This window comes from Sporolactobacillus terrae DSM 11697 (assembly GCF_000648615.1).
Lineage (GTDB): Bacteria > Bacillota > Bacilli > Bacillales > Sporolactobacillaceae > Sporolactobacillus > Sporolactobacillus terrae.
Genome location: NZ_JFZC01000004.1, coordinates 1 through 17,903, shown reverse-complemented (window position 1 = coordinate 17,903; position 17,903 = coordinate 1). Strand labels below are relative to the sequence as shown.

Below are 17,903 nucleotides of genomic sequence, written 5' to 3'. Positions count from 1 at the left end.
GAACAGGAACACGGGCAATTCAAGAGCAGTTTCTCTGCATATAAAAAAAGCTTCTCTCTTGGAGAAACTTTTTTACAGATCGCTTTTCCTTCACCATAGAAAACCGAGAGCCAGTATTGCTGCAATGGATGCAAGTGCGACCGGGAAACCCCAGCCATATCCTCCCCAGAGAAACAATCCTGGATTTGAAGTGGAATTCGTGTCCGGCATTTGCAGATAAGCATTCGTTCGGTCAACATGTGTGAGAATTCCCCGATGGATGGATCCATCATAACAACGAATTTCAACGGGTTGATTTAGCATGTGGCAGCATTGAGAATAAGCGGATGGTTTTGGCATTCATGATCGCCTCAATTCATTGGATATTCTCTAGTACTATATGTCCCTTATGCCGCTGCTGAATCGGCTTTTGCCATCAGCTATCTGCCCGTTCTACGAAATATGATTTTATCGCTTACTGCTTTTAGCCCATGCTTCAACATTCAAGGTTTTTGTAATCCATTGTTCATAAAAACTTGGTTCATGGCTGACAACCACAACCGTACCTTCATAGTCATTGAGCGCTTTACTCAGCGCTGCCTTGGCGTCAACATCCAAGTGATTGGTCGGTTCGTCAAAAATAAGGACATTGCTCTTTTGCAGCATTAATCGCCCGATTCTCACTTTTGTCTCTTCGCCTCCGCTCAGTGTATCCATTGGCTGGCGCATGTGCTCTGCATAGACACCGCATTGAGCGAGATGCTGGCGAAGCACTTGTTCTGGAAGGTCTGGAAACTGTTGCTTCAACCATTCAATTGGTGTCAAATGAAGCGGTGCAGAGAGCTGAGAAAAATAACCAGGCAGAACACGATCACCAGATACAACGCTTCCGGACAAAGGTTTTCGTTCACCGAGCAAGGTACGAATCAATGTCGTTTTTCCAATGCCGTTATGGCCAACGAGCGCAACTTTCTCACCACGCTCGATGGTTAAATTAATCGGCGGGAACAGTGGCCGGTCATAGCCGACATAAAGGTTTTCCGCAGAGAAAACAACACGGACCGGCTGACCTGCAACTGTGAATTGGAAAATCGGTTTTCGCTGCTGTGCCGGAGGATCCAGTCGATCAATCTTGTCCAATTGCTTCTCTCTGCTTTTGGCTTGTTTCGCTGTTGAAGCACGGACCTTATTCTTTTGTATATAGGTCTCCAGTTTCTTAATCTCGCGTTGCTGCTGGCGAAAAGCAATTTCCTGTTGCTCCAGTCGAGCTTCATGTTGCTTGACAAACATTTGATAGTTGCCCACATAGCGAATGAGACGCTGGTTTTCCAAGTGATAGACAAATTGAGCAATTTGGTCCAAAAATTCCGTATCGTGAGAAATCACAATAAACGCATGAGAATACGTGTTCAGATAGTTGGTCAACCAACGAATATGCCCAACATCCAAGTAGTTTGTTGGTTCATCCAAAAGCAATATATCCGGATTCTCCAATAGCAGTTTGGCCAAACACAATTTAGTCAACTGACCACCGCTCAATTGGTTTATTTTCTTTTCTAACCCGATTGCCGACAGCCCTAAACCATCTGCCATTTCCTTTATTCGCGCATCGATCGTGTAAAAGTCATTGGTGATAAGCTTCTCTTGAAGTTCTCCATACTGATTGATCCATTCCGGATCTGCATCTTGCTCTTGCATTTTCATTGCTAATGCATTCATCTTTCGCTCCGCATTGAACAAATCGCCAAATGCATCCTGCAAGACTTCGTAGATGCTTTTCTCTTTTTCAAAATGTAAATGCTGCTCGATTACACCGATATTTAAATTGTGTCGCTTCTTAATTGATCCACTGTCTGGCAGAAGTTGGCCCAGCAAAAGCTTTAGGAACGTTGACTTCCCAGCACCATTATGACCAACAAGCGCAATATGTTCACCTTCCATAAGTCTGAAATTCATATCTTGATAAATTTGCTTATCTCCATATGAGAAAAATACGTCATTTGCTTCTATAAGCAGCATAAATGCTCACTCCCCTTTTTATTCGGCCAAACTGATTGGGGAAACAGATACAAGATTTTCTGAATCCATGCAAAAAGAGCGAAGCAGGACGCTTCGCTCTTTGAGTTACCTCTCACCCGTTAGAAACAGAAACATCTCTGGTCCGTTGTCACGCAATCCATTGGCCTAAAGTCTTTCGTGAAGAAGACATACTTCACCCATCTCAAGCCAATTTGAGTTGCAGACAATCAGACAAAAACATCGATATTTCCACTCCTTCTTTAAATACTTATTTCATTTTAATCCCCGGCAACTCGAAAAGCAACTCCTGCACGAACAAAAACTTTCCTATAATCGGAAAATCATTTTAAGAATCAGCGGTTTCATGTGCATTTGCCCATTCCTTTTGGTGAACGATCGCATAATCTGAAATTAGGCTATTGTTCAGCCAAAGCAAGAATTGATTAGGAGGTACATTCATGTCAAATCAGCAGTATTGGGAAAAACTGCTCCATCAACCTGTCGAGATTGAATGCAGTGATGGGTCCGTTCATATGGGAATTATCGAGTCCTTCGACCAAAATAACGTTTATCTTAAACCTTTGAGCAATAATCAAACACTAGATGAAAATGAATCTAGAGGCGATGATCGATTTTTCGGTGGCGCATTCGGTCCGCAAGCCTTCTTAGGCGGCTTTGCAGGCGGCCTGCTTGGCGTTGGACTGGGCACAATTATTGGCGTACGTCCATGCCCGTTCTGCCCGCCGAGGCCTGGATATTGGGGCGGCTATGGTCCGCGTCCACCCTATGGCGGTGGTGGCGGATTTTATGGCCCCGGACCAAGCGACGGCTCCTACTATTACTAAACCTTATTATTGAGTGATGATCGCTGAAACATTCATGATGGTAAGAAAAGGATCAAAACGATTGGCTAGAGATGTTTTGATCCTTTCTTCTACATTGTAATGAAAATTACCATTAAAAAAGGTGTCCCAAGTAGAGACACCTTTTTTATCCTATAACCATCTTTATTTGAGATTGAGAACGGTAACGCGTTCGCGAGACATCGACAGAAGACTGTGATGAATCCCTTGCACGCCCATACCGGAAGCTTTGACACCAAGGAATGGGAAGTGATCCGGACCACGTTCCGTGCGACCATTAATTTGAACAGTACCTGCTTCAACTTGTCGTGCAACTTCAAGAGCACGATCAATGTCTTGTGAGAAGATGCTCGCTTGGAGACCAAATTCAGATCTATTCGCCAATTCAATCGCTTCTTCATCTGACTTTACGCGAATGACTGGCAGAACCGGACCAAATGGTTCGATCCAAGCGACATCCATATCCTCAGTGACCTTGTCAAGCAGTGTCGGATAAATCAAATTGTCTTGGCGCTTGTTGCCGGTTACCAAGGTCGCCTTCTTGTTCAGCGCATCATCAATCAAGCCTTGAACAAAGTCTGCAGACTTGTCATCAATCAAAGGAACAATGGTGCTGTCTTCTTCAGGAGAGCCAACCGTTAATTTTTCAATTTCAGACTTCAGTCGGGCAACAAGTTCGTCAGCTACTTTCTCATTTACGAGAACACGCTTGATTGCCGTGCATCGTTGACCTGAGTAAGAGAATGCACCGTTCATGATACTCTTTACCGCAACATCCATATCGGCATCTTCTGCAACAAGTGCAGGATCTTTGCCGCCAAGTTCCAGAACAAGCGGAATCATTGCCGTTTGTTTTGACAAGTGGCGTCCGGTCCCGGAACCTCCGGTGAAACTGATCATATCAATTCCCTTATGTTCAACGAGATAATCACCGATCACTGAACCGCGTCCGGTAGTCAAGCTGAGCAGTCCCTTTGGAAGACCGGTTTTATCGAGTGCTTGAATCATTTTAATCCCGCTGATTGATCCTTGCGTTGCCGGTTTAAAGATTACACCGTTTCCAGCCATCAGTGCCGGGGCAACTTTTGATGCAGCCAAGTTTACCGGATAATTAAACGGTGATATAGCAAGCACAACACCTAATGGTGCACGTTCAACAATACCGATTTTTTTCTGATCGCCGCCCGGGAAGCCATCGCCTTTCAAGCTTTCGCCATGCATGTGCAATGCTTCTTGAACAGTATAGCGAATAAGGTCTGCTGTACGGACAACTTCTTTTTTGGCATCTTTAAAGCCTTTGCCGACTTCCTGCATAATTGCAGTGGCAATATCTTCGCTGTTATTGACGAGTTCATCCGCCCATTTATCCAAATAAGCGCCTCGCTCACTTAAAGACAATTCAGCCCATGACTTCTGAGCCTTATGTGCTGCTTTGATTGCTTCATCCACTTCACCCTGTGTGACCGCTTGAACATAACCGATCGTTTTTCTTAGATAAGGGGATTGAATGGCAATGGTCTCGTCAGATGAACTCTTCTTCCATTCACCTTGGAGGTACGCCTTGTAGGTAGTCAATTCTGATACATTTGATGCCATACCTGTACCTTCTCCTTTTTTCTTTTTTTGCCAACTGTTTGCTGTAAAATAGAGTAAATATTAAATCATATTCCAAACTTAATGAACAAGCGCTGACAATTACTTTCACCTGCTCCGTGCAGAAAATCATAAGAGTTTTCACTGGGAACTATTAATGAATAGTTTTATTCTCCCACGAAACACAGTTGATTTCCAATTTTCTGCTCAAAGCAAGAAATAACCCATCGAATTAAAGCAATGATCATACCAATTTTAACCGTTTATCATTATTTTTTAAAGCAAATTCATCTGTTTGTCAAGAAAATAAATTCAATTTTGATTCATTGATCACGATCTTTCCTTTCAATTTATAGCGAAGAACGGCGTCAAATCTTTTGATTTGAACGTGTTTCTCTTAAGAGCTTGTCCTTATTGAATCCGCCCAATCCGATACCAAAAAAAAGTAAAAAGATGCATGCGGTGAACCCAGAGAAGCAAGATGCAGATGAAAAGGCTCCCCCATCCAGGAGCCTTATCATTCAAAAATCTGTTTCCTGAAGTCGATAGTGATTGGCAAACGGTGCAGCAAGCAAGGAAAGTATAACGACAGGGAGCCAAACTGCTGCAGCAAGAAGAATCAATGCGAAATATTTCATCGTCAATCTGCGTCCTATCGGAAAAAAGCCGATCATTGATCCCATAATCAGTCCGATCAATCCATAGCAAAGCCAAATTTGCAGATTTGATACGATCATTTTTATCAACTCCGTCACTCTTTTTAACAGTTTATGCACCGGAGTCGAAGTGGTGCAGATCGCGATTTAATGCAAATTCAGAACAGACTTTCGTTCATATACATGAAAGTCATGCGGATAGATGTTTTTTTGATCGAGCTTGCCGGATACTTGACTGACGAGCTGCCAATCCTTTTCTCGGAACCCTGTAAAGTAGGTATCTCCTTCAAATTCAGCGTCAATCTGCGTAATATAAAGGCGGTCAGCATAAGGAAGAAACAGATCGAAAATTTTCGCGCCACCGATGACAAAGCATTCGTTTCCATAAGCTTTTCCTGCATGTAGAAATGCTTCTGCTGAATGATAATAGGTCACCCCGGGAGCTGAAAAATCGAGATTCTGTGTCAGCACGATATTCTCTCTTCCAGGCAAAGCCTTTCCAATCGATTCAAATGTTTTTCTGCCCATAATAACCGGATGACCCCAAGTTGTTTTTTTAAAATAGCGCAGATCATCTGGAAGATGCCAGGGAAGCTTATTGCCTCGTCCAATTAAACCGTTGCGATCCATGGCGAGTAGAAACGAAATCATACGGACACCTCGCCCTTGATCGTTGGGTAAGGGTTATAGCCTTGAAACACAAAATCGTCATAATCAAAATCGAAAATAGAAGAAACAGACCTTCTAATTTCTAATTCTGGAAGTGGTCTTGGCGTACGATCCAACTGCGTTTTGACTTGCTCCAAGTGATTCAAATAAATATGTGCATCACCGAGCGTATGTACAAAATCGCCCACCTCGAGACCAGTAACATGAGCAATCATATGCGTTAATAATGCATACGAAGCAATATTAAATGGAACACCGAGAAATATATCTGCACTGCGCTGATACAACTGGCAGCTCAGCTTGCCATCATTGACATAAAATTGGAACAAACAATGGCATGGCGGCAACGCCATGTTCGGAATATCCATAGGATTCCAAGCAGTGACGATCAAGCGTCGTGAATTCGGATTCTTTTTTATTTCATCGACAACATTAGCAATTTGATCGATGGTCCCGCCGTTCTTGCCCGGCCATGACCGCCACTGATGCCCGTAAACGGGACCAAGATCACCCTGCGCATCTGCCCATTCATTCCAGATGCGGACACCATGTTCTTGCAAATACTTGATATTGGTATCTCCTTTTAAGAACCAAAGCAATTCATAAATGATCGATTTGTAGTGTAATTTCTTCGTCGTCATGAGCGGAAATCCATCCTGCAAATTAAAACGCATTTGATACCCGAAAGTACTGATCGTACCGGTACCCGTGCGGTCTCCCTTTTGATGACCTTCCGAAAGAACTTTACGGCAAAGATCAAGATACTGTTTCATACTGATCACTCCACTCTTCTTTGCTGAATCTTAGTTTACCATTTTTAATGCTCTTGTTCTACACTCTCCTCATCAAGAAGACAGCTCTGCTGATAAATGAACGTGAATAATCCCATGTTCCCATCAATAAATATCCTACAAGATTGAATTGATTGGAGGAGGTTGCAATGAGCGCTGATAATCCGTTAAATCAAATAAGACAGGAACAGCCGGGGATGCTCAGCAACGAATGGGATCGAATTAATAAAGATGATCCTGAACATGCTTTGGCAATCATCAATGATCCAAAACTAGACTTTCCAGTCCTCTACATGCTCCGAGATCAATTAGATACGCGAAGCGAAGCATTAGAATCGCGCCCTCGCATTGCGCTATCACAAATAAGAAATATTCTTCATGGCGCAGATCTTGGTATTGATCAGATGGCATCATTTGCAAATCAGCACCACCAAGTCGTTGAAGCCATGCATTGGATGCTCAGCACAGGCTGGAAAAATATCGTGTCAATGGACTATACGCAAATCATTGACCAAACGGCGATTAACTTTCTGCATACCTATCATGAAAATTGGCTGAAAGAAATGGTAGATCTGGTATTTTACCGTTATAAGAATAAAAGTCAGCGCCATTACTTAATTAGTGCCATGTGGGAAACAGCCAATCCGCTTTGCCTCGTTTATCTAGCCAACTATCTGCTATCCAACCAATCAGTAGAGAGCAACTATGCGCGGCGCATGCTGCATTTCATACCCGAGGTAAAGCACGCGAACGACAATGCATCAGCGTTTCTCGCTTTTGAAACATGGTATGAAGAGAATGCACATTATTTAGTTTATACGGGTGAAACCAACGATGCGGTTCCTGGTGGAAGACCCTACCGGATTCATTACAGTGCAAAATACCTTGGAAAATATGTTTCGCCGCGAAAAGGAGAACCGCTTCAGGCCTTAATGTCCAATGAAAAAGAAAACTATTATGGATTCGTTCGCTTGCCGGTGCGTCAGCAAATCAATTTGTCGACCTACTCTTGCCGATTACGAAAAGAGCAGCCAAAGATTTGGCGTTCATGGATTGCTCTGAACTTGAACGAACAATTGCAATCGATCAGTATGCCTGTGCACGGGAGGTATGAAGGATGATTATTGCTGCAAACGAGCAACTTCTCAGTGAGGATTTCGCCGGTTATTCGAGTATTGGCCGCTTTGCCGCAACCATTTACCGGGCAATGGCTGATTCTCATGAATGGTTTGCATTTCCGACGAAACGCGAGCTTAATTTTGAAATCAAGCTGAGAAACGAGACCATTGAGGCCTCGTACGCGCTTTTGGAAAGTGGTGCATCTTTTGCAACCTTCTACTATTCGGAGTGTAACGATTATTACTGGACGCTTACCGGAGACGGTGGTTTTGAATTGAAACCTGGAGTCCCCGCCGCTCAAGCGGTCAATGATATTTTTGTGAATGGCGAGGCATATGCGTTTGAATGCGCAACAGCAATGATGATCATTTTTTATAAAGCGCTAATCAACACCATTCCTAACGAACGCTTTAACGAAGTGTTTCAACATCTTTATCTCTGGGATTGGCAGAACCACCCATTCTTTCCATTGAGAAATGTGCCAGGAGTCGGTGCGGGAATTCCTGGGGATGTTCGCTATTTTAAAAATCCGGAGGTCAGTCCGCAAACGCCGCAATGGCAAGGAGAAAACGCCGTTGACTTAGCGGATGATCGGTATTATGGGCATGGGATCGGCATTTTGTCGGCGAACCAGATCATTACTGAATTAAATAAATTCCGGCGCCCGGGTGCAATGACCTCAGCCTTTTTGATGCGAAATGCGACACGGCCCAATTACCTCTCGCTGTCCGCACTTTCTGACGGCACGCAAACAGACGGCATTCGCATCGCAGCAGGTACTTCTTTTTATTCGTTATGAACTGAGGCAGTATGTTTTGGAAGCAGCAGTGCGACTGTGACTGCTACAGCAGCAAGAACAAAAAACAAGATAAATACGTGATGAATACTGTTAAAGAGAACTTCACGCAGCAAGTTGCGCACGGATGATGCAAGTTGTTCGTGCCCTTCCGGATGGACGAGCTGATTTAATTGATTGGCCGACATCGCAGCTGTCCCTTGTTCACGAATGCTCTGGCCGACTTGCGTATTAAAATACATGCCGAAAACGGCTGCACCAACCGCTTGTCCAACACTGCGAAAAAATTGATTGGAAGCCGTTGCTGCTCCGCGCATTGCCCGATCCGTTGCAGATTGTGCAGCAATTGTCGTCAACGTCAGCGTAATGCCAAAACCGATTCCGACAATCGCTGTGATGAAATAATACGATAATGGATGACTTTCCATCCGCAGCAACATCAGCAAAAAAGTGCCGATCATTAGAACAAGTGCGCCGACTGCTTCGCCGATTTTCAAACCGAATTTTGTCAGCAAATGCCCGGACAGAAAGGAACCGATCATCCAGGTAAGTGACATGGGGGTCAAAACGAATCCAGACGTCATCGCACTATAACCAAGCAGTCCTTGCAGCCACATCGGCATATAAATATCGTTGCCAATCAAGACAATACTCGCAAGAAAAGCCAGTATATTGGTCATAAGAACGATCGGGTTTTGTAAAATTGTAAGCGGCATCACCGGCTCCCTTACTCGGCTTTCTACGAGAACAAACGCTGCCATCAGGCAAAAAGAGCTAATCAATAATCCGATATTCAAGAGATTATGCCAACCGTATTCCCCAATCCTTTGAAGGACAAAAAGAAACAGGCCCATCGCAGCTGAAAAAACAGCAATGCCCGCATAGTCGACCGTCTTCTGTTCGTGACTTATTTTCTCCATAAGCCCGATAGAAATGAGCGAAACGGTTAAAATGCCAAAGGGAAGATTAATAAAAAAGATCCAATGCCAAGATAATATATCGACAAAAAAACCGCCCACGAGCGGTCCAAGTATCCCTGCGATTCCCCAAATCATGCCCATCATCCCGAACATTTTCGCCCGTTTTTCTACTGGAAAAATATCGCCAATGATCGTCGTACTCAATGTCATTACGGCTCCGGCACCTACTCCTTGAATACCACGAAAAACGATCAGTGCAGCCATCGACCATGCAAAGCCGCAAAGCACAGATCCGGATAAAAAAATTAACGTTCCAATCGTAAATACTTTCTTCCTGCCGAAAAGGTCAGCAAGTTTTCCGAAAAGCGGAACGGTGATCGCTGAAGTGAGCATAAAAATAGAAAAGACCCAATCCATAACTTCAATGCCTTGTAAATCGCCGACAATTTTAGGCATGGCTGTGCTGACAATCGTTCCTTCGATCGCCGTTAAAAACGTACCGATCATCAGGCCAATCAGCACCGTTGTTTTATTTGTTTTCTGTTCCCTCATTGTTGCCTCCGAAATAAAACGTTCAATCGTTTTATTTTACTTGAATGCAACGAATTTCGTCAAATGATTCATAGTTCTTTCATACTTTAAATGAGAAAAAACAGGCAAAAAGCGCCCGGGACATACTTTCACAGGATGTGATGACTTTCGCGTTGCATACAGGACATATGCGCACTTAGCGAAAGTTCCTTTAGGAAAGTTCCTTTAAGAAAGTTCCTTTACAATCAGGAAAGTTCCTGCAGCCATGTGTGATGGGGTCGTGTCTTTTCGGTGCTGAATCGTCGCTTCGGTTACTCACTGGCACGCATCGACTAAGCGCGATCCCGCTGGCGTCAGAGCACCTCCGCTTTGATTCTCGGTCAATACACGGGCCTATTGGATTAAAGACAGGACAAAATCACATTCTTTCTTATCTCGGAACAAAAACAGCTCATGGTTAGAACTTGAGCTGTCCTCAACTACAATGTAGTTTGTTAATGAACAATTATCGATTTAATTTATCAATGAGACGATTTATTTTTTCGTTGAGTTGCTGGTATTCATTTGAGTTTTTCAACCGATCTGCCACTTCATTTAATTCCTGTTTGATAAGGTCAATGTCTTGTTTCAAAGATTCTTTAACGGAAGTTTCTTTTTTCTCTGATGCATCATCACTTGCTCTATTGACATGGACACGAATTTTGGACAAATCCTTCAAACTTTTCTTGACTTTCTTGAGCTGATTATTTAAACGATCCTGAACTGAAAAAGAATTGCCACTTTCATCAATGTTCAGTTCTTCCTTCAGTGCATCTTGCAAAATCCGTGAATAGTTCAATCCGGCTTCCTTTGCCGCATCATCAAGCCATTTAGGAATCGTCAGTGTTTTTTTTACGGCTTGATTTTCCATTTTCTTACGGAAAGGAGGCATCCATGTATCAATGAGCGTAACAAATTGATCCGGATCCCCTTTCTCAAACGCAGACAGCTCTGAAGGAGTAGGCGGATTCTCCTTTCTTTCTTCGTAATCAAATAGAACATGTGCCAGCGCTTCTTTCGCTTGTGCAAATCCGTCTTCAACCGTTTTCGCCTTCACTTGAGTATCCGGGAAATCAAGAAAAGTGATGGTGAACTGGTCATTGGCTTTCATAATTACAGCAGGGTAAATATATTGATCTTTAAACACTGTTCCTCACCTCTCTTTGATTATAACACGTATCGGACACGTACAACACGTGTTCGATACATATTATCTAAGAAAAATAACATTGAAACAGAAAAAGATCGGACCCGAGGCCGACCCTTTTTCCTTGCTTTTACTTATGAAACGGTTTGTTTCTCCGCTGCCTGAACGACTTCCACTTTATATCGATTTCTCGGGTGATGACGGCATGTGTCGCTGCATGAACGGTGGTGCTGCTTCTCACATGCTTCACAACAAATAAACTGTACATTGCATTCTGGATTTGCGCAATTAACGATGCGGTCGCACGACTTTCCGCAATGGTGGCAGTGACCAACGACCACGTCTTCATCCGTTTGATTGACCGGTACCGAAATACGCTGATCAAAAACATAGCACTTTCCATCGTAGAGTTTGCCTTTTACTTCCGGATCCTTGCCGTACTCAACAATTCCGCCATCAAGCTGGCTGACATCCTTAAACCCGGCGCGGAGCAAATAGCCGCTAAACTTCTCACAGCGAATACCGCCGGTGCAATAGGTGAGCACTTTTTTATCTTTTTGATCAGCGAGATGCGTCTCGATCCATTTTGGCAGATCACGAAAATTACGGATATTCGGCAGAATTGCCTTTTGAAAATGACCGATTTGTGTTTCATAATCATTGCGGGCATCAATGACAAGGACGTCATCGTGCTGCAGTTCTTTATAAAATTCCTTAGGTTTCAAGTGTTTCCCGGTGAGTTGTTTCGGATCAATATCCTCATTTAGTTTCAACGCAACAATCTCTTTGCGCGGGCGCACATGCATCTTCTTAAAGACATGACCATCTGCCTCATCGATTTTAAACGGCATCGTTTTAAATCGGGGATCGCGGTGCAACGTGTCCATGTAGCTTTGGGTTTGCTCCGTAGTACCGGATACCGTTCCATTTAATCCTTCACGGCCAACTAAAATGCGTCCTTTTAGTCCGAGTGCTTTGCAAAATCGTAAATGTTCTTCAGCAAACTGCTTCGGATCATCGAGCATTACATAATGATAGTACAACAGTACTCGATAGGGTTTTCCTTCTGTCAATCCAATCACCTCATATAGAAATCCGCCACTGACGGCATCGCTGCAAATTGTTCTGTGTCTATCCTATCAAAATTCACCGTCTGTGACAATTATCACACCAGAAAACAGCCATCGCTTGATGAAAAGGATCATGAAATCTGTTAAGGTTACGATAGTAAATGAATAAAGTGAGGAAAAGTCATGAACTATGATGTGATTGTGATTGGTGGCGGTCCTGCCGGGTTAATGGCAGCCATCGCCGCGGCTGAACAGCATGCGCGTGTGCTACTGCTCGACAAAGGAGACAAGCTCGGAAGAAAATTAGCCATTTCAGGCGGCGGACGCTGCAACGTGACCAATGCGATGCCTATTGATGAATTGATTAAGCATATCCCCGGCAATGGCCGCTTCCTATACAGTGCCCTATCATCATTTGATAATCAGGATATTGTTTCCTTCTTCAAACGGCTTGGTGTTGACTTAAAAGAAGAGGACCACGGTCGTATGTTCCCGAAGAGTAATGATGCAAAATCTGTAGTTCAAGCTTTGCTTAGAAGGATGCGCGAACTAAATGTTACACTTAAAACAAATACACCCGTGCAGGCAGTCCTTTATTCAGATCGTGTATCCGGAGTCAAAACGGTGAACGGAAGGATCTATTCAGCACATTCTGTTATTGTCGCTGTTGGCGGAAAAAGTGTCCCAAGTACCGGAAGTACAGGAGATGGGTATACGTGGGCCAAGACGGCCGGTCATACAATTACTGAACTCTATCCAACCGAAGTTCCGCTCACCTCAAACGAATCCTTCATCAAAGCAAAAATACTGCAAGGGCTTTCCTTATCTGATGTCGCCGTAACACTAATCAATTCAAAAGGCAAACCGATTCAGACGCATCGCTGGGATATAATCTTCACCCACTTCGGCTTATCTGGACCGGCAATTCTTCGACTCAGCCAATTCGTTGTCAAAGCCTTAAAGAAATTTAAAACAAACGAAGTCACTGTTTTGGTTGATGCCAAACCTGACTTAAGCGAACATGAAATTTACGAGCAGCTGCTCCAGCTTGCCGCATCCGATCCAAAGAAGACAGTGAAGAACGCGTGGAAAGGCATTGTTCCTGAGCGCTATCTGAGTTTTCTACTTGACTCTATTGCCTTATCGCCGGATCGTCATTTTCATGAGTTTTCAAAAGAAGCGGTTCGAAAAATGGCGCATGCGTTGAAGGCATTTCCTGTCCGAGTTTCCGGTACGCTTTCGATTGAAAAGGCATTTATCACAGGCGGCGGCATTTCACTGAAAGAGATAAATCCTAAATCCATGGAATCTAAACTCATGCCCGGGCTTTATTTCTGTGGCGAGATCTTAGATATCCATGGCTATACAGGTGGGTATAATATAACAAGTGCTTTTACGACCGGACATGCTGCCGGATCAGCAGCTGCACAATTTGTCGGGCTGTAAACAGTAATGTGAAATGTCACCATTGCCTTCATTCATTGCTGATTAATTCCTAGAGTAAAATCCGCACCGTGCTCATCCTGATTTTACGCTTGACTCCCCATAAAAGTAAAAAGCATCTCAGAGTCATAAACAGACTTTGAGACGCTTTTTTAATGAATACATTTGGTAATGGATCAGAACAAACCGAGTACTCTTCCCTCTTGATCAACATCCATGTCTAATGCTGCAGGATGCTTTGGCAGACCTGGCATCGTAAGCATATTGCCTGTCATAACAACAATAAATCCTGCACCTAAAGATACCTTCAATTCACGTACATGAATCGTAAAGTCTTTTGGTCTGCCAATCAATTTTGGATTATCGGAAAGTGAATATTGTGTTTTCGCCACACATACCGGTAACCCACCCCAACCATTTTCTTTGAACGTCTTTAACTGTTTGCGTGCTTTCGCTGAGAACTCAACATTTTTTCCACCATACACCTGAGTAACAATGGTTTGAATTTTCTCTTGAATTGACGTATTCAAATCATAGAGCGGTTTAAAGTGATTTTCATTTTTTTCCACAGTATCGACAACGAGTTGTGCAAGTTCCTTGCCGCCTTCCCCGCCTTGTTCCCAAACCTTCGCCAAAGCAACCGGGTGCTTTTCAGCGGTGCACCACGCTTTAACAAGGGTAACTTCCTGTTCTGTATCGTAGATAAAGTGATTAATCGCAACAATGTATGGCAGGCCGAATGACTTGATTGTATCAATATGGCGGGCCAAGTTGTCCAAGCCTTGTTTCAATGCATTCAGATCTTCATGCTTTAATTGATCTTTAGTCAGTCCGCCATGCATTTTAAGCGCACGAATTGTTGCAACGATCACTACCGCGCTTGGCTTGAAATGTCCGGCACGTGTCGTGATGTCCAGAAACTTCTCCGCACCTAAGTCTGCGCCGAATCCAGCTTCCGTAATGAGATAATCGCCGAGTTTTGCTCCTAATTTTGTTGCCAGCACACTGTTGCAGCCATGCGCGATATTGGCAAATGGACCCCCATGTACAAAAGCTGGAGTATTTTCCAACGTTTGAACAAGATTTGGGTGAATGGCTTCCTTCAAAAGAAGTGTCAGCGCTCCTTCCACATGCAAATCACGTACAAAAACAGGCTTTCGATCATAAGTATAGGCAATCAGCATGTTGCTGAGCCTTCTTTTCAGGTCGTCAATGTTTTCCGACAGACAGAGGATTGCCATGATTTCGGAAGCGACGGTAATGTCAAATCCGTCTTCGCGTGGAATTCCGTTTGCGTGACCGCCAAGTCCGACAACAACGTGTCTAAGCGCTCGGTCATTTAAGTCAAGGACTCGTTTCCAAACAATGCGCCTAGGATCAATATTGAGTGCATTTCCTTGGTGAATATGATTGTCCAATAAAGCTGCCAATGCATTATGGGCGGTTGTAATCGCATGAAAATCGCCAGTGAAATGAAGATTAATGTCTTCCATCGGAACAACTTGAGCAAACCCGCCCCCAGCTGCCCCGCCTTTTAAACCCATTGTCGGGCCAAGCGATGGTTCGCGTAAAGCAATGACCGCCTTTTTACCAATCCTATTCAAGGCTTGTCCTAGCCCCACAGTAACTGTAGACTTCCCTTCTCCGGCAGGTGTCGGATTAATGGAAGTGACCAGAATAATGTTGCCATCTGGTTTTTCGGTTAACTTTTTTAACGTGTTTGCCGATACTTTCGCTTTATATCGGCCATAAGGTTCCCAATCCTTTTCCTCGAGCCCAAGCTGTTCTGCAATAGATCCAATTGGTTTGAGAACCGCATCTTGAGCGATTTCAATATCGGATTTTACTGTTTTTGACATTGTCTTTTACTCACCCATTCGAAAATTAAATTATTCCAGCCAATTTACTTTTATTATGATAACATAATGAGTGTTACGCTGACATCGCATCGATGGATGAAGCATGAACTTTTTTAAACAATACCTGAGAGGTTGTCCTTAAATTGATCGAGGTTTCATTTGATGGTGCTGCTTCTAGCAACCCCGGTCTTGCCGGCGGTGGAATTTACATAAAAGATGGAAAAGGTCACGAGATGAGACATGCCCTTCCTTTTGGTATCCTGTCAAGCAATCATGAAGCAGAATTTGCCGCTTGCGTTGCCGCACTTCGCATTGCTTTGGAAAATAATTACCGTACCGTTTCATTCCGCACCGATTCCCAACTGGTGAATCAAGCACTGGAAAAGCGATACGTCAAAAATAGTCTCTATGCAGCTTACTTAAAAGATGCCTTACATTACATCGATCAGTTTGACTTGTTTTTTTGCAAATGGATTCCAGATAAACAAAATAAAAATGCTGATGCTCTGGCAAGATTAGCCATTAAACAACAAAGCGAAAAATAAAGACAGGGGTTCACAGCTAATGAATCGAAAACGTGTGCTTATCGCTGATTCCGCTCTGCTCGGTATCACTTTTGTATGGGGAACAACGTTCATTGTTGTTCAAAATATTCTCGATAAACTAACGCCGCTTACTTTTAATGCTTGGCGTTTTCTTATTGCCGCCCTCTTTTTACTTCTTTGGCAATACGTGCGCCGCAAAAAAAGTGCACATACACTGAAAAACATCAACTGGCCACTAATAGGATCTGGAACGTTGTTAGGCGGATTGCTATTCGCCGGTTATGTTTGTCAAACGATTGCTCTTCTCTACACTTCAGCGTCAAACGCAGCATTTATCACCGGTTTGAGCGTCGTGCTTGTGCCAATTTTTTCAGCCTTCTTGTTACATCAAACGCCGCGCCGTACAGCACTCCTTAGTGTACCTTTGGCAGCAGTGGGGCTGTTTTTCCTCACCACACATGGTTCGTTTGTCTTAAACAAAGGCGACTTAATTGTTCTTGTCAGCTCCGTTACTTTTGCATTACATATCGTTTTCACTGCAAAAGTAACGGAGCGTTATGATAGTTATGCATTGACCATTGTTCAACTATTTACGGTTTCCTGCCTCGCCTTTGCATTCAGTCTTTTTTTGGAAGGCGGCAATGCATTTGCGATTCAACAGATTGTACAATTGGATGTTCTTGTCATCATTCTTTTTATGGCGCTGTTTGCAACTGCACTTGCCTTTTTGCTTCAGACCGCTCTTCAGAAAGATACACCGGCAACTCATGTCGGTATTATCTACATTATGGAGCCTGTTTTTGCCGCATGGACATCGATACTCTTTCAAAATGCACAATTTGGTACACATGAAATCGCCGGATCTTTACTTATTTTGGTCGGGATGCTGCTTGCTGAATGGCCGGAAAACCTGCGAAAGCCGAAGCAATCGCAAGAATACAGAACCTGAATGGAAATGAAAGGTGAATGCACAAAAAAGAAACAGAGATGCGCATCTCTGTTTCTTTTTGTGTACCGATAAAGGCTTGAGAACAAATGGGTAATACAAACACAAGTATCGATTCATTCTCTTTTATAGAGCTCGCTTTACTAACGAGTTAATGCCGCGTATTCTGCAGTGAGTTTCATAAAGAGTGCTTTGTTCCTTGAATCCAAACTTGCATCAATCTGTTTGCGAAGGTATTTTGCTTTTTGATTGAATTCCATTTCATCAAGGATCATTTGGGCATACATTTCAACAACCGAGACTTTAGCTTGTTTCTCTTTGTAGACAACAAGCGCGTTCGTATTCTCCTGAGTAGAGTGATCATTGTTCATTTTTATTGCCCCCTTTGCACTTTTTACTATCTTACACTACTTTTCTGAAAGTTACAACCATTTCATCCCGCCTAATATTAATATTTCTAAATATTATGATTTAAATGGATAGGATTAACAGTTTAGCCATTATTTTTCCGCTCATCTTTCACTGTTCTTAGCGCCAGAGCACTTTCGCGTCTCGCTGATCGTCGTACCACAAAGTAAAATCATAAACTTTCTTCCAAATGAGAAAAACCAAGCTGTGCTTGGTCCTCTATCTCCAGCCATGTGTGATGGATTCGTGTCTTTTCGGTGCTGAATCGTCGCTTCGATTACTCACTTGCCGCGGGCGCACCGCGAGCCTCCTCAGACAGGGCAAGAATCTGCGGGGTCTCGCTGGCACGCTGTTCCCGCAGGCGTCTCGCATCTCCGCTTTGATTCTTGGCCAAGACACTGGGCTATTGGTTTGAAAACAGGGCCTATGTGTAAAATGTTTCTCGGGGGATAAATTTGATGTGGGCGTAAGAGGATGCGATGGCATGCAGTTCTTTCTTTATTTCTTTTT

The 17,903-nt window shown here is 43.5% G+C and carries 17 protein-coding genes; 6 read left to right on the top strand and 11 right to left on the bottom strand.

Features of this window, described 5'->3' with window-relative positions:
* Nucleotides 1-90 precede the first annotated feature (90 nt).
* Both AA84_RS18475 and AA84_RS0100105 read right to left on the bottom strand, forming a co-directional pair.
* Nucleotides 91-339 carry a hypothetical protein gene (locus AA84_RS18475; RefSeq protein WP_081791682.1) on the bottom strand — a complete coding sequence of 83 codons (249 nt, stop codon included), beginning with the start codon at nucleotides 337-339 and terminating at the stop codon, nucleotides 91-93.
* A gap of 108 nt (nucleotides 340-447) precedes the next feature.
* Nucleotides 448-1,998, bottom strand: coding sequence for an ABC-F family ATP-binding cassette domain-containing protein (locus AA84_RS0100105; RefSeq protein WP_028975524.1), 1,551 nt, complete (start codon nucleotides 1,996-1,998; stop codon nucleotides 448-450).
* Between the two features lie 458 nt (nucleotides 1,999-2,456).
* On the opposite strand from AA84_RS0100105, the gene AA84_RS0100100 reads away from it, so the two are divergent.
* Complete coding sequence (locus AA84_RS0100100; protein ID WP_028975523.1) at nucleotides 2,457-2,843, top strand: LSm family protein; 387 nt, start codon at nucleotides 2,457-2,459, stop codon at nucleotides 2,841-2,843.
* 162 nt (nucleotides 2,844-3,005) lie between these two features.
* Here the strand turns inward: AA84_RS0100100 and AA84_RS0100095 are convergent, their stop codons facing one another.
* From AA84_RS0100095 to AA84_RS0100080, 4 genes are all read right to left on the bottom strand, one after another.
* On the bottom strand, nucleotides 3,006-4,457 hold the full coding sequence (locus AA84_RS0100095; RefSeq protein WP_028975522.1) for an NADP-dependent glyceraldehyde-3-phosphate dehydrogenase: 1,452 nt from the start codon (nucleotides 4,455-4,457) through the stop codon (nucleotides 3,006-3,008).
* Nucleotides 4,458-4,975: 518 nt separating this feature from the next.
* The gene (locus tag AA84_RS0100090; protein ID WP_028975521.1) at nucleotides 4,976-5,191 is read right to left on the bottom strand and encodes a hypothetical protein; all 216 of its coding nucleotides are present in this window, start codon (nucleotides 5,189-5,191) and stop codon (nucleotides 4,976-4,978) included.
* Between the two features lie 66 nt (nucleotides 5,192-5,257).
* Nucleotides 5,258-5,761 carry a dihydrofolate reductase gene (locus tag AA84_RS0100085; protein ID WP_028975520.1) on the bottom strand — a complete coding sequence of 168 codons (504 nt, stop codon included), beginning with the start codon at nucleotides 5,759-5,761 and terminating at the stop codon, nucleotides 5,258-5,260.
* The gene (locus AA84_RS0100080) at nucleotides 5,758-6,552 is read right to left on the bottom strand and encodes a thymidylate synthase (protein ID WP_028975519.1); all 795 of its coding nucleotides are present in this window, start codon (nucleotides 6,550-6,552) and stop codon (nucleotides 5,758-5,760) included. Before AA84_RS0100080 ends, AA84_RS0100085 begins: the two co-directional genes overlap by 4 nt.
* 167 nt (nucleotides 6,553-6,719) lie before the next feature.
* On the opposite strand from AA84_RS0100080, the gene AA84_RS0100075 reads away from it, so the two are divergent.
* Nucleotides 6,720-7,691 carry a hypothetical protein gene (locus AA84_RS0100075; RefSeq protein WP_028975518.1) on the top strand — a complete coding sequence of 324 codons (972 nt, stop codon included), beginning with the start codon at nucleotides 6,720-6,722 and terminating at the stop codon, nucleotides 7,689-7,691.
* The gene (locus AA84_RS0100070) at nucleotides 7,688-8,488 is read left to right on the top strand and encodes a hypothetical protein (RefSeq protein ID WP_028975517.1); all 801 of its coding nucleotides are present in this window, start codon (nucleotides 7,688-7,690) and stop codon (nucleotides 8,486-8,488) included. Before AA84_RS0100075 ends, AA84_RS0100070 begins: the two co-directional genes overlap by 4 nt.
* Here the strand turns inward: AA84_RS0100070 and AA84_RS0100065 are convergent.
* The 3 genes from AA84_RS0100065 to trhO form a co-directional block, all read right to left on the bottom strand.
* The gene (locus AA84_RS0100065) at nucleotides 8,476-9,957 is read right to left on the bottom strand and encodes an MDR family MFS transporter (RefSeq protein WP_028975516.1); all 1,482 of its coding nucleotides are present in this window, start codon (nucleotides 9,955-9,957) and stop codon (nucleotides 8,476-8,478) included. The two genes, AA84_RS0100070 and AA84_RS0100065, sit on opposite strands and share 13 nt — an antisense overlap.
* Nucleotides 9,958-10,441: 484 nt before the next feature.
* Nucleotides 10,442-11,122 (bottom strand): type II toxin-antitoxin system HicB family antitoxin, encoded by a 681-nt coding sequence (locus AA84_RS0100060; RefSeq protein ID WP_028975515.1) that lies wholly within the window; start codon nucleotides 11,120-11,122, stop codon nucleotides 10,442-10,444.
* 134 nt (nucleotides 11,123-11,256) lie between these two features.
* Nucleotides 11,257-12,195 carry an oxygen-dependent tRNA uridine(34) hydroxylase TrhO gene (trhO, locus tag AA84_RS0100055; protein WP_028975514.1) on the bottom strand — a complete coding sequence of 313 codons (939 nt, stop codon included), beginning with the start codon at nucleotides 12,193-12,195 and terminating at the stop codon, nucleotides 11,257-11,259.
* 180 nt (nucleotides 12,196-12,375) lie between these two features.
* On the opposite strand from trhO, the gene AA84_RS0100050 reads away from it, so the two are divergent.
* On the top strand, nucleotides 12,376-13,638 hold the full coding sequence (locus tag AA84_RS0100050; RefSeq protein WP_028975513.1) for a BaiN/RdsA family NAD(P)/FAD-dependent oxidoreductase: 1,263 nt from the start codon (nucleotides 12,376-12,378) through the stop codon (nucleotides 13,636-13,638).
* Between the two features lie 173 nt (nucleotides 13,639-13,811).
* Here AA84_RS0100050 and AA84_RS0100045 read toward each other — a convergent pair whose 3' ends face one another.
* Entirely contained in the window at nucleotides 13,812-15,494 is a 1,683-nt protein-coding gene (locus tag AA84_RS0100045) for a formate--tetrahydrofolate ligase (protein WP_028975512.1), read from the bottom strand.
* A 143-nt stretch (nucleotides 15,495-15,637) separates the two neighbouring features.
* Here AA84_RS0100045 and AA84_RS0100040 point away from each other — a divergent pair, with 143 nt between their 5' ends.
* Both AA84_RS0100040 and AA84_RS0100035 read left to right on the top strand, forming a co-directional pair.
* On the top strand, nucleotides 15,638-16,039 hold the full coding sequence (locus AA84_RS0100040) for a reverse transcriptase-like protein (protein ID WP_028975511.1): 402 nt from the start codon (nucleotides 15,638-15,640) through the stop codon (nucleotides 16,037-16,039).
* Between the two features lie 19 nt (nucleotides 16,040-16,058).
* The gene (locus tag AA84_RS0100035; protein ID WP_028975510.1) at nucleotides 16,059-16,988 is read left to right on the top strand and encodes a DMT family transporter; all 930 of its coding nucleotides are present in this window, start codon (nucleotides 16,059-16,061) and stop codon (nucleotides 16,986-16,988) included.
* Nucleotides 16,989-17,128: 140 nt separating this feature from the next.
* On the opposite strand, the gene AA84_RS0100030 is transcribed toward AA84_RS0100035, so the two are convergent.
* Complete coding sequence (locus AA84_RS0100030; RefSeq protein ID WP_010027219.1) at nucleotides 17,129-17,356, bottom strand: IDEAL domain-containing protein; 228 nt, start codon at nucleotides 17,354-17,356, stop codon at nucleotides 17,129-17,131.
* Nucleotides 17,357-17,903 lie beyond the last annotated feature (547 nt).

Bases quoted from the DNA above. Each gene is read 5' to 3' on its own strand.
- AA84_RS0100085 (WP_028975520.1), bottom strand. From the start codon at position 5,761: ATGATTTCGTTTCTACTCGCCATGGATCGCAACGGTTTAATTGGACGA.
- AA84_RS0100090 (WP_028975521.1), bottom strand. From the start codon at position 5,191: ATGATCGTATCAAATCTGCAAATTTGGCTTTGCTATGGATTGATCGGA.
- AA84_RS0100045 (WP_028975512.1), bottom strand. From the start codon at position 15,494: ATGTCAAAAACAGTAAAATCCGATATTGAAATCGCTCAAGATGCGGTT.
- AA84_RS0100100 (WP_028975523.1), top strand. From the start codon at position 2,457: ATGTCAAATCAGCAGTATTGGGAAAAACTGCTCCATCAACCTGTCGAG.
- AA84_RS0100080 (WP_028975519.1), bottom strand. From the start codon at position 6,552: ATGAAACAGTATCTTGATCTTTGCCGTAAAGTTCTTTCGGAAGGTCAT.
- AA84_RS0100105 (WP_028975524.1), bottom strand. From the start codon at position 1,998: ATGCTGCTTATAGAAGCAAATGACGTATTTTTCTCATATGGAGATAAG.
- AA84_RS0100035 (WP_028975510.1), top strand. From the start codon at position 16,059: ATGAATCGAAAACGTGTGCTTATCGCTGATTCCGCTCTGCTCGGTATC.
- AA84_RS0100030 (WP_010027219.1), bottom strand. From the start codon at position 17,356: ATGAACAATGATCACTCTACTCAGGAGAATACGAACGCGCTTGTTGTC.
- AA84_RS18475 (WP_081791682.1), bottom strand. From the start codon at position 339: ATGCCAAAACCATCCGCTTATTCTCAATGCTGCCACATGCTAAATCAA.
- AA84_RS0100065 (WP_028975516.1), bottom strand. From the start codon at position 9,957: ATGAGGGAACAGAAAACAAATAAAACAACGGTGCTGATTGGCCTGATG.
- AA84_RS0100075 (WP_028975518.1), top strand. From the start codon at position 6,720: ATGAGCGCTGATAATCCGTTAAATCAAATAAGACAGGAACAGCCGGGG.
- AA84_RS0100050 (WP_028975513.1), top strand. From the start codon at position 12,376: ATGAACTATGATGTGATTGTGATTGGTGGCGGTCCTGCCGGGTTAATG.
- AA84_RS0100095 (WP_028975522.1), bottom strand. From the start codon at position 4,457: ATGGCATCAAATGTATCAGAATTGACTACCTACAAGGCGTACCTCCAA.
- AA84_RS0100070 (WP_028975517.1), top strand. From the start codon at position 7,688: ATGATTATTGCTGCAAACGAGCAACTTCTCAGTGAGGATTTCGCCGGT.